Origin of the sequence: Pedococcus bigeumensis (assembly GCF_006438965.1) — a bacterium.
Classification (GTDB): Bacteria; Actinomycetota; Actinomycetes; order Actinomycetales; family Dermatophilaceae; genus Pedococcus; species Pedococcus bigeumensis_A.
Genome location: NZ_RCZM01000001.1, coordinates 378,535 through 393,097 on the forward strand (window position 1 = coordinate 378,535; position 14,563 = coordinate 393,097).

The following is a 14,563-nucleotide window of genomic DNA, read 5'->3' on the forward strand; positions in this document are numbered from 1 at the left end:
ATGTCCGAGTCGGCCCGTCAGAGGCCTGGTCGGACGCCGACACCGCGGTTCTCCGACCACCGCGCCCAGGGCGTCCGTGCCGTGCGCACCTTCCTGCGGCGCTCGCGGCACAAGCTCGCCGGGTGGATGAGGTGGCTGGCCCACCTGTGGCGGGCGTCGCTGCAGTTCCGCGTGGTGACCTCCACGATGCTGCTCGGCCTGGCGGTCGTGCTGCTCCTCGGTTCCTACCTGTTGTCGGCCATCTCTGACGGGCTCGAGCAGGACCGCATCGAGTCGGCCAAGGTGGAGGCTGCCCGGCTGACCTTGGAGGTGCAGGGCAGCTTCAACAACAGCGACCGCACCAGCAGCGAGGGCGACCTCAACCTGCTGGCTCGCCAAGCCGTCCAGAGCGCTGCGTCGCCGGGTGGCGACAACGAGCGCTACCTCGTGCTGACCCGAAGCCTCGACAACACCTCCAACACCGTTGTGCAGACGCTCTCCAGCGGAGACATCGGCCTCCCCGTCGTCCCCCTGGCGCTGCGTCAGGCCGTGCGCGCCGACCCGCGCCGGCAGCAGGTGACCCTGATCGCGATCACCGACCCGCAGAGTGGCAAGCAGGTCCCGGCCGTCATCGTCGGCTCGCAGGTCGAGCCGCCGCTGGCCGGGAACTACGACCTCTATGCGGTGTTCCCGATGCAGCGCGAACAGGCCACCCTCGACCTGATCACGCGGACCTTCCTGATCGGCGGGCTGGCGCTGGTCTTCCTGGTCGGTGCGATCGCCTGGGTCGTGACCCGCCAGGTGGTCAACCCGGTCCGTCGGGCAGCGGTGGTCGCCGAGCGGTTGTCATCGGGCCGGCTCAACGAGCGGATGCGGGCCCGCGGTGAGGACGACCTGGCCCGGCTCGCGAAGTCGTTCAACGAGATGGCCGACAGCCTGCAGACCCAGATCCGCCAGCTGGAAGGGCTGTCCCGCGTCCAGCAGCGGTTCGTCTCCGACGTCTCGCACGAGCTGCGGACGCCGCTGACCACCATCCGGATGGCCGCCGACCTCATCCACGACTCGCGCACGGGCTTCGACCCCGCGGTCTCGCGCTCGGCCGAGCTGCTCCACAACGAGCTGGACCGGTTCGAGGAGCTGCTCGCCGACCTGCTCGAGATCAGCCGCTTCGACGCGGGGGCGGCCGCCCTCGACTCCGACCTCACCGACCTGCGCGCGACCGTCGCTCGGGCCGTGCAGTCGGCCCAGCCCATCGCCGACCGGTGGGGCAGCACCATCTCGGTCACCGCGGACGGTCGCTGCAACGCCGAGATCGACGCCCGCCGGGTCGAACGCATCCTGCGCAACCTCATCGTCAACGCCCTCGAGCACGGAGAGGGCCGGCCCGTCGAGATCGCCATCGCCGTTAACGCGACGGCCGCCGCAGTCACCGTGCGCGACCACGGCGTCGGGTTGCGCCCCGGCGAGGGCGCCCTGGTGTTCAACCGCTTCTGGCGTGCCGACCCGGCCCGGGCCCGCACCACCGGCGGCACTGGGCTGGGCCTGGCCATCTCGCTGGAGGACGCACGGCTGCACGACGGCTGGCTCCAGGCCTGGGGCGAACCGGGGGAGGGGTCCTGCTTCCGGCTCACCCTGCCGCGGCACACGGGGACGCCGATCGCCGAGGCGCCCCTGCCGCTTCGGCCCGGCGATGCCCCCGAACCCCATCGCGATGCGGTGGCACCGCTCGGCTTCACGGAGCACGGCGGTCCCTCACACCGCGTGGCGAACACGCGGCATACCCCCACTGCGCCGGGGTCCCCACGATGAGGCGCCGGTATGCCGCGAGCCTGGCCGTGTGCGGCGTGCTGGCCGTGGGCGCGTGTTCCGGCCTGTCCACCAGCGCCGCGATCCAGCCCGGCCTGGAGGTGGGCTCGGTGCAGGAGAACGAGGTGCGGGTGGAGGTCAACCCGGTCGCGCCCGGGTCCTCACAGCAGCAGGTGGTCCAGGGGTTCATCAAGGCCGCGGCGGCGAGCGACGACCAGTACCAGGCGGCCCGGTCCTATCTGGGGAGCGGGCCCCGGGGCGCCTGGCGCCCCTACTCCTCCGTCGTCGTCTTCGGCTCCGACTCGGACCTCACCTTCACGTCGGGAGCCAACAACACCGTCACGGCGGTCGCCAACGCCGTGGCCCGGATCGACGGAACGGGCCGCTACGAGGAGCTGCCGCCCAACTCCAAGGTCCAGGTGACGTTCGGGCTCGATCGCAGCAGCGGTGAGTGGCGGATCAGTGCGTTGCCGGACACCTTCGGCACCTGGCTGAGCCAGGCCGACCTCGACCGGTTGTACGACCCGTTCCGCATCTACTACGTGTCCGCGGGAGACCACCGACTGGTGCCGGACATCCGCTGGCTGCCCCTCGGCACCGGACTTGCGACCCGGCTGGCCAGGTCACTGCTCGCGGGCGTACCGGACTACCTCAAGGGAGCGGTTCGCACCGACATCCCAGCGGGGACGCAGCTGGCCGTCGACGCTGTCACGGTCGACTCGGGGACGGCCAAGGTGGACCTGGCAGCGACCCGGCTGGGCAACGACCCGGGGCAGCGACAGAACCTCGGCGCCCAGTTCCTCGCGACCGTGACCCAGGCCCCCGGTGTAGAGCGCGTCGCGCTGCGTCTGGAGGGGGCCGACCTGCAGATGCCCAACGGTGACAGCACAGTGGAGTCCCTGTCGGCGCTCGGTTTCGCCGCTCCCTCCGACCCTGTCGTGAAACCCCTTCTGCGGGTAGGGACGTTGTTGGTCCCCGTGAACCCGGACGACGTCGGCGACTCGGTCGAGCGGACCGCGCCGCCGGAGTCGGCCACCCTCCCGGTGGTCCAGCCCGGGTGGGCCTACCTCGCGATGTCTCGCAACGGCCAGGAGATCGCCGCGGTGGGGGGCGACCGCGCCCAGCTGGTGCGCTGGCGCGGCACGACGCAGGTGCAGCTCACCTCGCCGGGAACGCGGCTCACGCCGCCCACCTACGACCGCGAGGACGTGCTGTGGGTGGCGGGTCGCAGCGGTGCTGCCACCAAGGTGTGGACGGTCAATGCGGCCGCCGACCCGGGGGATGCCACCAAGGTCTCACCGCATGTCGTGGCCGCCGACTGGCTGGCGGACAGGTCGGTGCTGAGCCTGCGGCTCTCGCCGGACGGGCAACGGGTGGCGGTCATCACGACGAACCGGGACGGCAAGGACCCGCGTGTCGACATCGCGGGCGTCGTGCGCCAGCCCAACGGCCTGCCGGCTTCCCTGGCGGAGCCGCTGCGGCTGGCGCCGACCCTCACCCTGGCCCGTGACCTCGTGTGGGTGGACGACGCGACAATGGCCGTTCTCGGTCGGCTGACGTCCTCACAGGTGGTCCGGCCGTGGCTCGTGCCCGTCGGCGGTTCGATCGCCGCTGGGCCGGAAATCGCTGGGGCACAAGCGATTACGACGGTGAACGGTGAACGCGGACTCGTCGTGACCACCGACAAGCACCAGGTCTTCATCCGCGCCGGCAGCAGGTGGCAACGGGTGGGCGAAGGTACCGATCTGCTGGTCGCCGCACGCTGAACCGTGCTCTGTGACTCGTTGCCGTAACCGTCGGGCTGCTTCTACTGGGTGCCCGGCCGCGCGTCTGCTGGATGGGCCCGCATCCACCGTTCGGCTGATGATCGCTCCGACCATCAGCCAGCCGCGTTGGACCCCAACAGCCGATGTGCGGGTATGGCGCTGAACGGCAGTCTCTACCTCGGCGCAGTACCGCAGTGGTCTGAGCCGCGGGACAACTCAGCCTTTGAAAGGGATAACCAAAATGCTCAAGACCCTCGTGAAGTTCCAGAACCGTGACGAGCGCGGCGCCACCGCCGTTGAGTACGGCCTCATGGTCGCCCTCATTGCCATCGTCATCATCGGTGCGGTCACGCTCCTCGGTAACAACATCAGCTCGCTGTTCAACACCGCAGCCACCACGCTCTGATCCATCGCAGCAAAGCTAGAAACACCGACTCGGAAAGGGAGCCTGATGAAGAACTTGCGGCATCGCCCCACTCATCCTGGCTCCTGGACCGCGTCCAGGGCGGCGGTCTCCTTCGCTGGAGCCGCTCGTCCCATCGCTGCCGCGTTCCGTGGTCGGGTCTCACGACCTGACCACGGGGCGACGGCAGTGGAGTACGGCCTCATGGTCGCCCTCATTGCCATCGTGATCATCGGTGGCGTGGCCTTGTTCGGCCAGAGCGTGAGTGCCCTCTTCGTCATTCCGGCCGGCGTCCTCTAGGAGTTGGCCTGTGCCCCCCAAGTTCCGCGAACGCGGTGCTGCAGCAGTCGAGTTCGCGCTGATCCTGCCGATGCTCCTGATGCTCATCGGCGGCGTCATCGACTTCGGCAACCTGTACTACAACCAGCTGATCCTGAGCAACGCCGCTCGTGACGGCGTGCGGCTGATCGCCTCGAACTCCACAGCCTCCCCGGCGTGGACCCAGGCCTACATCCAGCAGCGCATCACGAACTCAGCCTCACCGATCGTGGTCAGCTCGGCCGCGACGTCCTGGACCTGCACCAGCGGCAGCAGCGTCACGGTCACCGTGACGAGGTCGACCGCCTTCAAGTGGACGGTCCTGGGGATGGTCCCCGGCCTCCCCACCCCCACTCCGACAGGGAAGGTGCAGATCGCATGTTCCTGAGGTCCGCGTCCAGAGCGCCCCGCGAGCGGGGCGCCACGTCCGTGCTGGTCATCGTGCTCCTGGTTCCCGTCCTGTTCGGGGCCGCTGCCCTCAGCATCGACGTCGGCCAGCTGCTCATCGAGCGCAGGCAGGTGCAGAACGGCGCCGACGCAGCAGTGATGTCGGCGGCTGCCACCTGCTCGAAGTCGCCCACTGCGTGCCCGACGACGACGACGGCCGCCCTGACCGCCCTCGCCGGCAGCAATGCCAACGACGGCACCACCACGGTGCAGTCGATCTGTGGGAGCGCCGCCGCCAAGCTGCTGCAGGCCGGCCTCACCCTGTGCGCCGCGCCGGCAGGTGCTGTGACGGACTGCCCGGCAGTCCCCACCGCCATCGCCGCGCTGCCCTACATCGAGCTGCGGACCGTCACGCGCAACCCGAACGGTACGAGCGCCATCTCGTCGAAGCTCGCCTCGGCCGTGTCCGGAAGCGCGAAGAGCACCACCGTGAAGGCGTGTGCCCGTGCTGTCTGGGGCCCCACGACGCCGAGCTCGGCCATCATCTTCCCGGTCCTGATGTCGTACTGCGACTGGAAGAACCAGACCGGATACACGGGAGTCGCTGGATCGGCCATCTACCCGAGCAGCCCGAACTACGCCGTCGGCCCCTTCGGCTACGCCGCGGCCTCCGTGAACCCGTGGCCCGGCTTCGAGCAGAAGATCTATACCAAGAACAACCCCACCACCTGCCCGACCTGGAACGGCCACAGCGCACCAGGTGGTTTCTACTCGATCGCCTCCGGCACCTGCACAGCCAACTCGGTCGTCGACGGGTGGGTCCAGGGCACGACCGGCAACAGCGCGCCGTGCAACATGCTCGCGCCGGACCTGTCCTCCCTCCGGGGGAAGGTCATCTACGTTCCGGTCTTCGACTGCAAGTACTCCGGGCCCACGACGATCACCGCGTCGACGGACTGCAACTCCGGTACCGGAAACAACACCTACTACCACGTCGCCGGCTATGCCGCCTTCTACCTCTCGGGCTGGTACTTCTCCAGCAGCTCCGCGGCGTCGGCCTGGAACTCCACGATGCCGTGCACGGGTAGCGAGCGGTGCATGTCGGGCTGGTTCCTCAAGGATCTCGTCCCGGCCGGCCAGATCACCCCCACCGTCCCCGGTGGGGTCCCCAACTTCGGTCTCACCACTGTCCAGCAAGCCGGTTAGGAAGTCACACCTCATGGGACGCAGAGTCATCGCAGTCTTCGCCGCCGCCATCATCGCCCTGGTGGGCGTCGCGTCGGTCCTGCTCTACGCGCGGGGAGCCGACGCACGTGCCGTCGCGGCGAACCAGCCGAGCACGGCATACGTCTCCAAGGCGGTCATTCCCTCGGCCACCACCCTCAAGGACGCCGTCCGCGGCGGCCTGCTGGTGAAGACCACCGTGCCGGAGAAGGGGCTGCCGGCCGGAGCCCTGACCCAGGTCAATGACGCCAACAGCTCGCTGCTGGCGCTGACCGACATCGCGCCGGGGGAGTACGTCCTGGAGTCGCGGTTCGGGACCACGCCCATCGGGACCAAGGCCATCGAGGTCCCGTCGGGGATGGTCGCCGTCTCGGTCCAGCTGACCGACCCCGCACGGGTGGGTAGCTTCGTGACTCCCGGCACCAGGATCGCCATCTTCGACTCCTACAAGATCAAGGCCATCGGCGTCGATGCCAAGTCCAAGGCCCTCAACGACGCCAACGTCACCGGCACCAGCGTGCTGCTGGACGACGTGCTCGTGATCGCCATGGGTGATGCCGCGCTCAACCCCGGCAGCCAGGCCCCCGCAGCCGAGGACTCCAAGGATGCCAAGGCCGCGAACGCCAACGCCACGCCCAGCTTCCTCGTCACGGTCGCTGTGACGCCGGCGAACGCAGCCCGCCTCATCCACGGGATCAACAACGGCGTGCTCTACGCCGCGCTGCGGAGCGCCGACCTCAAGATGGGCACCACCCCCCGCGTTGACGACCTGAACCTGTTCGACCTCACCGGGGTCGGGAAGTGACCCTCCTCTGGGACGCGGACCCGGGCGCCGCCGACCGTTACAACTTCGCTGTCGGGGGCGACATCGTCCGCGTCGACAGCGCGTCGTCCCTGCAGCACGTGCTGCAAGACTCTTCAGGCGAAAGCCTCGTCGTGATCGGGCCCGAGGTCGACATGCAGTCAGCCTGCGACTTCAGCGAGCTGTGCCGGGTCGAGTACCCCGAGGTCGGCGTGGTCCTGCTTCGCCGTCGACTCGACGTCACCGTGCTGGGCCAGGCGCTGCGCTCCGGCGTCCGCGAAGTCACCGCCGCTGACGACCTCACGGGTCTGGCGGACGCCGCTCGCCGCAGCAGGGAGCTCACCCAGCGCGTCGCCGGACACCACCACGAGGGCTCGCGCGACGGCCGGGTGGTCACCGTCTTCTCCGCCAAGGGTGGCGTGGGCAAGACCACCTTCTCCACGAACATCGGTGCCTACCTCGCCTCGACCGGGGCCAAGGTGCTCATCGTCGACCTCGACCTGGCCTTCGGCGATGTCGCGATCAGTCTGCAGCTCCTGCCGCAGAACTCCATCGCCGACGTGCTCAGCATGGCCGGCCACCTGGACGAGCAGGGTCTGCAGAGCGTGGTGACCCACCACGAGAGTGGCCTGGACGCCGCGGCGGCGCCGGCCGAGCCGAGCGACGCGGACCGCATTCCGGGCTCGGCGATCAGCGAGCTGCTCAAGGTCGCCAAGCGCGTCTATGACTACATCATCGTCGACACCCCGCCCGCGTTCACCGAGCACGTCCTCGCGGCGTTCGACGTCAGCGACCTGCTCGTCCTGATCGCCACGCTCGACATCCCGGCCGTGAAGAACCTGCGGCTGACCCTGGACACGCTGGACCTGCTGGGGAACTCCAAGGACTCCCGCATCGTCGTGCTCAACCGCAGCGACGCGAAGGTGGGACTGCGCGCCGAGGACGTCGTGGCCGCGATCAAGACGGACATCGCGATCATGGTGCCCAGCAGCGTCGCCGTCCCGGCGTCGGTGAACCGCGGCGTGCCGCTGGTCCTCGATGAGCCGAAGCACCCTGTCAGCGCTGCCTTCCGTGACCTGGTGGAGCGCCACGTGCGCGTCGCCGTTGCGGGGGTCGACGGAGCAGAACCAGTCGCTCGTGAAGAACCGCGTCGTCGGGGAGACCGGTGGCTGTTGAGTCGAGGAGGCAAGTCATGAGCTTGGCAGATCGTCTAGAGAGTGTCCGTCGGTCCAGCCAGCCGGTCGAGCCGTCGAGCGGGACCAACAACAACAACGGGCACGAGCGGGTTCGCATCGTCGACCCGTTCTCGGCGGTGAAGGCGGGCGTGCACCAGGCCCTGCTGGACTCCCTGGGACCGCAGCTCTACGACCCACACCTCGACCAGCGCGAGCTGGAGAGCAAGGTGCGGCACACCCTCCAGGAGGTCATCGACCTCGAGGAGACCCCCCTGTCGGTCTCGGACCGGACCCGGATCGCGCAGGAGGTCGCTGACGAGATCCTCGGTCACGGCCCCCTCGAGCCGCTCCTCCGGGACAGCGAGATCACCGAGATCATGGTCAACCGGGCCGACTCGATCTACGTCGAGCGTGCTGGCAAGATCTACGCCGTCGACACGCACTTCAGCAGTGAGGCGCACCTGCGCCGCACCATCGACAAGATCGTGGGCCGCGTCGGTCGGCGCGTGGACGAGGCCAGCCCGCTGGTCGACGCCCGCCTCCCCGACGGCTCGCGCGTCAACGCCGTCATCCCGCCCATCGCGCTCGACGGCGCGATGCTCACGATCCGTAAGTTCTCCGCCGACCCGTTCACCGACAAGGACCTGATCGCCTTCGGCACGTTCACGCCACGGGTCCGGGACTTCCTGATCGGCTGCGTCAAGGGCCGCCGCAACATCATCATCTCGGGTGGTACCGGTTCGGGGAAGACCACGCTGCTCAATGTCATCTCCTCCTTCATCCCCGACGACGAGCGCATCGTGACCATCGAGGACGCCGCGGAGCTGCAGCTGCACCAGGACCACGTCCTGCGGCTGGAGTCGCGTCCGGCGAACATCGAGGGCAAGGGCGCCATCCCCATCCGTGAGCTCGTCAAGAACGCGCTGCGTATGCGTCCCGACCGGATCGTCGTGGGTGAGTGTCGTGACGGCGCGGCCCTCGACATGCTCCAGGCCATGAACACCGGCCACGACGGGTCGATCACGACGGTGCACGCGAACACGCCGCGAGACAGCCTTTCGCGTCTGGAGACGATGGTGCTGATGGCGGGTGTCGACCTGCCCATCCGAGCCATCCGCGAGCAGGTGGCCGGCGCCGTCGACCTCGTCATCCAGCAGGCTCGCATGAAGGACGGGTCCCGCCGGATCACGGCGATCTCCGAGGTCGCCGGAATGGAGTCCGACATCATCACGATGCAGGACCTGTTCACCTTCGACTACACCGCGGGCCGCGATGAGCAGGGCCGGTTCAAGGGCACGCTCGTCAGCACCGGCCTGCGTCCCAAGTTCTCGGCGGACCTGCACGACCAGGGCGTCGACTTCGCCCCTGACCTGTTCGTGCGGGGTCGGTAGTGGCCACGCGAACCTTGTCCGCCGGAGCGCTGCGCATCGGCGCCGCGGGCGCGGCCGCCGCGCTGGTGGCCCTCCTCATGCCGGGCGCCGCCAGTGCGGTCGACCCCACGCCTGCCTCCATCAGCTCGCCGCGCTTCGCTGACGGCCAGCTGACCGGCGTCCTCACTGTCCGGGCGGCCCAGAAGGCGGCCACCATCGACGGCGGCTCCCTGAGCGCCAGGATCGGCACCGCAGACTACCCGGTGTCGGTCCGACCGGTGGCCCAGACCAGCCGCGGCGCCATGCTCGTGGTGGACACCAGCGGCTCCATGGGCGCATCGGGGATGACCACGGTCCGCAGTGCCGCCTCGGCGTTCCTGGCCGACGCTCCCGCCGACGTGTCGGTGGGTCTCGTGTCGTTTGCGGGGACCGCGGGCATCGACGTCGCGCCCACCAAGGACCGCGGCCGGATCCAGCGGGCCGTCAACGGCCTCAAGTCTCGCGGCGAGACGACTCTCTATGACGCGGTGGCGCTCGCTGCCCAGGGTCTGGGTGGCTTCGACGACCGGAGCATCATCCTGCTCAGCGATGGCGGCGACACGCAGAGCAAGAAGGCGACCAAGGCGCAAGCCACGGCAGCGCTGAGCAAGTACGGCGTCCGCGCCGAGGTCATCGGCTTCAAGACTGCCGAGAGCGACAACTCCGTGCTGGCTGGCTTCGCGAAGGTCGGCGGCGGCAGCGTTGCCGCGGCCGGCGATGCTGCAGCCGTGCGCGCCGCGTTCGAAGCCGCTGCTCGCGCGCTCGACTCGCAGATCAACTTCACGATCCGCCCGGCCGTCTCGGTCCGCTCGCTCCAGACCGTGGTGATCACCGGGAAGGCCAACGGAGCCCCCTTCACCGTGAGCACGAGCGTGGACTTCGGTGCGCCTCCTGTTGCCGAGCCGACCACGACCCCGGCCCCGGCCGCGGACATCGACGTTGCGGGCCCGGTCGCGCGGATCGCGGCGCCCCACGGCATGGGGATGACCCTGCTCGTGGGCCTGGTGGCCATCTTCCTGGGCGTCGTGGTGCTCGCGGTGGCTGTGCTCGCCCCGATGTTCCGGTCCGGCCGCAAGCGTCGGGTCGACACCATCGAGCGGTACATCTCGCCGAACGCGACCATGCCGGCCGAGCGCACCGCCCAGATCTCGCCGAGCAGCCTCTCCACGAGCCTGATCGAGCTGGGTGACCGCGTCATGGATGGTCGTGAGTCGACCACCAAGACGATGAAGCTGATCGAGCGGGCGGACCTGCCTCTTCGCGCCGGCGAGTGGTGGGTGCTGCGCATCGTCGCCATCTTCGTCACCGTGGCAGCAGGCCTGGTCCTCTTCGGCGGTGGGACGTTGATGAACCTCGTCTCGGGCATCCTGGGCGGCGCTGTGGGCTGGTTCCTGCCCGCCTTCGTGCTGCGGTTCCTGGCCAAGCGACGGTCCAAGAAGTTCGAGGGCCAGCTGCCCGACGTCCTGACCCTCGTGGCCAGCAGCCTCGCGACCGGGTTCTCGTTGCTGCAGGCCCTCGATGCGGTGGCCAAGGACTCCGCCGAGCCGGCAGCGAAGGAGTTCTCCCGCGCCCTCGCCGAGACGCGCATCGGCGCGGACGTGGGTGAGTCCCTCGAGCGGATGGCCCAACGCACCCAGAGCGAGAACATGCACTGGGCGGTCATGGCCATCCGGATCCAGCGCGAAGTCGGTGGCAACCTCGGCGAGACGCTGAAGACGACGGCGAAGACGATCCGCGAGCGCGAGGAGCTGCGGCGCCACGTGCGCGGCCTCTCGGCGGAGGGTCGCATGTCGGCCTACATCCTCATCGCGATGCCGATAGGCATCTTCTTCTACGAGTACTACACGAACCCGTCGTACATCAGCCTGTTGTGGACCCGGTCGTTGGGTTGGGTGATGATCGCCTCGGGCTTGGTTTCACTGGTCATTGGTGTGTTCTGGATGCGCAAAGTCGTGGATGTGCAGGTGTGATGATGGGATCTGTTCTGCTCGTCGTAGGTATGGGGGCCGTTGGCCTCGCGCTGCTGACGCTCGTCCTGGCGTTCGCCACCGGGGCCGGCGAGGCCAAGGGTGTGGCACGCTCGCTGGCGCTCATCGAACAGCGCGTCGATGCGCGGGAGGTCGGCAAGGAGGACCTCCCGTTCGTCGAGCGCCTCGTCTTCCCCTTCTTCGCCAAGCTGCGGGGTCTCGCCTTCCGGCTCTCGCCGTCCGGGGCCTCGGAGAGCATGACCCGTCGTCTCGACCTGGCCGGCAACCCCATTGGCTGGACCGCGGAGCGCATCATGGGGGCCAAGGGCACGGCGTTGCTCGTGCTCGGGGCGGTGGGGCTCCTCTTCGGTGGGCTGAGCATCCGCGGTCTGCTCTTTGCCGCCATCGGCGCCGCCGCAGGTTTCTGGCTCCCCGATCTCTTGCTCTACAACCAGGGGATCAAGCGGCAGCAGGAGCTGCGTCGCGGACTCGCGGACGCGCTCGACATGCTGACGGTCTGCGTCGAGGCCGGGCAGGGTTTCGACTCCGCCCTGCAGCAGGTGGCCAAGTCCGTCGACGGACCCATCGCCGGAGAGTTCGCTCGCGTCCTCTCCGAGATCCAGATCGGCAAGGCGCGGTCTGAGGCGTTCTCGTCACTGGCGGCACGGACCACGGTCCAGGAGGCCAAGACCTTTGTGAGCGCCTTCGTCCAGGCCGACCGACTCGGCTTGCCGATCGGTAGCGTGCTGCGCGAGCAGTCGAACCAGATGCGCCTGGTCCGCCGTCAGCTGGCGGAGGAGGCCGCGCAGAAGGTGCCCGTCAAGATCCTGTTCCCGATGCTGCTGTGCATCTTCCCGGCCCTGTTCATCGTCATCATCGGGCCCGGCGCGCTCCGGATCATCGACACCTTCAGCGGAATGTGAAAGCGCGGACTGACCAGTCGGTCAGTCCGCGCTTCACGTTGCGCTCCGAACACCCCACCTGACGTGGCTGTGGCCAGCCTTCAGCGTCGTCCGGGGCCGATCGACTCGGACTTGACCAGGCCGAGCCGCAGCGCCGACATCACGGCCGAGGCACGGTTGTGGGCGCCGAGCTTCTCGTAGACCTTCGACACGTGCGTCTTGACCGTCGACTCGCTCATGTAGAGCTTCTTCGCCACGGCGGCGATCGAGTCGCCGGCCACCAGTCGGTCGAGCACCTCGGCCTCGCGTGGCGTGAGCCGCGGCTTGTCGCTGGAGTCGCGGCGACGCAGTGCCTCTGCCAGGCCGGTGGCCATGAAGGCGTCAGGCGCGACTGCAGCACGACGGACTGCCGCGATGACCTCGTCCGACGGGGCGGACTTGAGGACCAGGGCCGAAGCGCCGAGGTCGAGCGCCTCGAGGAGGGTCTCGTCGTCGTTGTGCATGGTCAGGACGACGATTCCCAGACGAGGGGACGCTTCGCGGGCGGCCCGGGCCAGCACCAGGCCCGACCCGTCGGGCATGGACACGTCCACGACGAGGACGTGGATGAGGCTGTGCGCCAGGACGGTCTTGCCTTCGGCGATGCCACCGGCCTGGCCGACGACCGAAAGATCCGGCTCGCTGTCGATCATCCGGCAGACGGCTTCGCGCACCAGGGTGTGGTCGTCGATCACCACGACGTTGATGGTCATGAGGGCTGGGGGATCCTTTCGTTGGACAGCGTGGCGGAGGGGGCCGCGCCGCGGGCCCGCATTCGCATGCGGAGGGCGACCCCTACTCCCGCATAGGGCTCGACCAAGATCTCGCCGCCCATGCTGTTGAGGGGGTAGTCGGCGAAGTCTCGTTCGGTCAGGGAGCTCGTGCCGTCGTGCGCCATCCACAGCTCGACCCGTGGTGCGGCGACGTTGAGACGGACCTCGACGATCTCCGCGTTGAGCGAGTGCCGGGCATCGGCCAGCATCCGCAGGAACAGACGGTAGATGAGCACCTCGGTGTGGGCGGGGAGCCGGAACCCGGTCTCGCTCAGGTGCATCCGTGTGGTGACACCTGAGGAGGATCCGAAGTTCTGCAGTCGCGCGCCGATCATCGCGCCGAGGCCGGTGTCAGGACGCACCGCGATCCGCAGGTCGCCGATGTGCAGCCGCAGGTCGGCCAGCACGCGCGACACGTCCACGCGGAGCGAGTCGAGCTCGTCGGCCAGCGGCGACCCCTGCCCCCGGGCGTTGCGCCGCACGGCGTCGATGCCGAAGCCGAGCGCCACCATCTCCTGGGCGATCCCGTCGTGCATCTCGCGCGCGAGGCGCTCCCGCTCTTCGAGGCCGGCCCGCTCGCGCAGCCCTGCGAACAGCACCGACAGGTCGATGTTGGCGGCATGCCGGCCGGCGACGGCTGATGCGGCCGCGAGGTCATCCTCCGTGAAGGGGGTGACCAGCGGGCGGTCCGCGACCATCAGCCCCAAGCGGTGACCGTCGCCGTCGTTGAGCGGGACCACGATGACCGAGCGGGCGACGAGGTCGTCATTCCACTGCGCGAGGACGGGCACGCCCTGCCGCCACGTCTGCGCGAGGACCGAGTCCGGCTCCATGGGGTCGGGCCACGGGGTGCGGTCGGCACCACGGATCGCCAACGGCACTGCGGGGTCGTCGCCGTAGCCCACGAGGATGGCACTGCGCGCTGCGCGCATCTCGCCGCTGAGGTCTTGAAGTGCCATCTCGGCCGAGCCGGGGGCGTCGAAGCCGGTGTCCAGGGTGTCCGCGAGCTCGTGGAGGCGGCGAAGCAGAAAGCTGGCCTCCACCGCGACGCTGGTGTCGTCGACGTGGGCGTCGGGCTCGAGCGCGTGCGACCAGCCGCCGAGCAGGCCGAAGAGGATCGCGAGCAGCGAGGCCAGCGCGATCAGCTCCGCCTCAGCAGTGGTGAGCCGCTGCAACCACCATGCGGTCCCCAAAGCCACGACGAGCCCGACGAGGGCAGCCACGAATGCGCCCTTGCGGGCGAAGCGCGATCCGACGTGGTAGGCGGGGATCAGGATGAGCATCTTGGACCAGGGCCCGGCAGAGCCCATCCCCATGCCGGCCACCACGGTGCAGACGGTCAGGATCGCCAGTAGCTGCGTGTGGCGCACGGCCCCCTCGATGACCGTGAGGTAGCCGAGGGTGGAGGCGGCCAGGTCGAGCGTGACGATGAGCAGGATCCAGGGGATCGCCTGCGAGAGGCTCTGGTCGATGAACGCGAACATCCCTGCGAGGAGGGCAAAGGCGAGGCGGAGTCGTGTCGATACGGCGAGATGGGGCAGCCACCGCATACCCGCCTCCCGTCTCGCGTCCCCGGCACCCAGCAGTTGTCCACAGGTCACTGCTCAGACTAG

At 69.1% G+C, this 14,563-nt stretch carries 13 protein-coding genes; 11 read left to right on the top strand and 2 right to left on the bottom strand.

Annotated elements, in window-relative coordinates; all coding sequences use genetic code 11:
- The 11 genes from mtrB (at nt 1) to EAH86_RS01730 (ending at nt 12,159) form a co-directional block, all read left to right on the top strand.
- Nucleotides 1-1,788: an MtrAB system histidine kinase MtrB gene (gene mtrB, locus EAH86_RS01680; RefSeq protein ID WP_241668127.1), complete on the top strand. Its 1,788-nt coding sequence runs from the start codon at nt 1-3 to the stop codon at nt 1,786-1,788.
- The gene (locus EAH86_RS01685; protein WP_140736885.1) at nt 1,785-3,551 is read left to right on the top strand and encodes an LpqB family beta-propeller domain-containing protein; all 1,767 of its coding nucleotides are present in this window, start codon (nt 1,785-1,787) and stop codon (nt 3,549-3,551) included. Before mtrB ends, EAH86_RS01685 begins: the two co-directional genes overlap by 4 nt.
- 241 nt (nt 3,552-3,792) lie before the next feature.
- Nucleotides 3,793-3,957, top strand: a complete 165-nt coding sequence (locus tag EAH86_RS01690) for a Flp family type IVb pilin (protein ID WP_140736886.1) — start codon at nt 3,793-3,795, stop codon at nt 3,955-3,957.
- Between the two features lie 45 nt (nt 3,958-4,002).
- Entirely contained in the window at nt 4,003-4,254 is a 252-nt protein-coding gene (locus EAH86_RS01695) for a Flp family type IVb pilin (protein WP_140736887.1), read from the top strand.
- Between the two features lie 10 nt (nt 4,255-4,264).
- The gene (locus tag EAH86_RS01700) at nt 4,265-4,660 is read left to right on the top strand and encodes a TadE/TadG family type IV pilus assembly protein (RefSeq protein WP_241668128.1); all 396 of its coding nucleotides are present in this window, start codon (nt 4,265-4,267) and stop codon (nt 4,658-4,660) included.
- Nucleotides 4,651-5,865 carry a pilus assembly protein TadG-related protein gene (locus EAH86_RS01705; protein ID WP_140736888.1) on the top strand — a complete coding sequence of 405 codons (1,215 nt, stop codon included), beginning with the start codon at nt 4,651-4,653 and terminating at the stop codon, nt 5,863-5,865. Before EAH86_RS01700 ends, EAH86_RS01705 begins: the two co-directional genes overlap by 10 nt.
- Before the next feature lie 13 nt (nt 5,866-5,878).
- Nucleotides 5,879-6,688 (top strand): Flp pilus assembly protein CpaB, encoded by an 810-nt coding sequence (cpaB, locus tag EAH86_RS01710; protein ID WP_140736889.1) that lies wholly within the window; start codon nt 5,879-5,881, stop codon nt 6,686-6,688.
- Nucleotides 6,685-7,881 (top strand): AAA family ATPase, encoded by a 1,197-nt coding sequence (locus tag EAH86_RS01715; RefSeq protein WP_140736890.1) that lies wholly within the window; start codon nt 6,685-6,687, stop codon nt 7,879-7,881. The genes cpaB and EAH86_RS01715 overlap by 4 nt, the downstream gene beginning before the upstream one ends.
- Nucleotides 7,878-9,251: a CpaF family protein gene (locus EAH86_RS01720; RefSeq protein ID WP_140736891.1), complete on the top strand. Its 1,374-nt coding sequence runs from the start codon at nt 7,878-7,880 to the stop codon at nt 9,249-9,251. The genes EAH86_RS01715 and EAH86_RS01720 overlap by 4 nt, the downstream gene beginning before the upstream one ends.
- Nucleotides 9,251-11,239, top strand: coding sequence for a type II secretion system F family protein (locus EAH86_RS01725; RefSeq protein ID WP_241668129.1), 1,989 nt, complete (start codon nt 9,251-9,253; stop codon nt 11,237-11,239). Before EAH86_RS01720 ends, EAH86_RS01725 begins: the two co-directional genes overlap by 1 nt.
- A complete protein-coding gene (locus tag EAH86_RS01730; RefSeq protein WP_241668190.1) occupies nt 11,239-12,159 on the top strand; it encodes a type II secretion system F family protein in 921 nt (306 codons plus the stop codon). The genes EAH86_RS01725 and EAH86_RS01730 overlap by 1 nt, the downstream gene beginning before the upstream one ends.
- 80 nt (nt 12,160-12,239) lie before the next feature.
- On the opposite strand, the gene EAH86_RS01735 is transcribed toward EAH86_RS01730, so the two are convergent.
- On the bottom strand, nt 12,240-12,890 hold the full coding sequence (locus EAH86_RS01735; protein ID WP_140736892.1) for a response regulator transcription factor: 651 nt from the start codon (nt 12,888-12,890) through the stop codon (nt 12,240-12,242).
- Entirely contained in the window at nt 12,887-14,500 is a 1,614-nt protein-coding gene (locus EAH86_RS01740) for a sensor histidine kinase (protein ID WP_140736893.1), read from the bottom strand. Before EAH86_RS01740 ends, EAH86_RS01735 begins: the two co-directional genes overlap by 4 nt.
- Nucleotides 14,501-14,563: the final 63 nt, after the last annotated feature.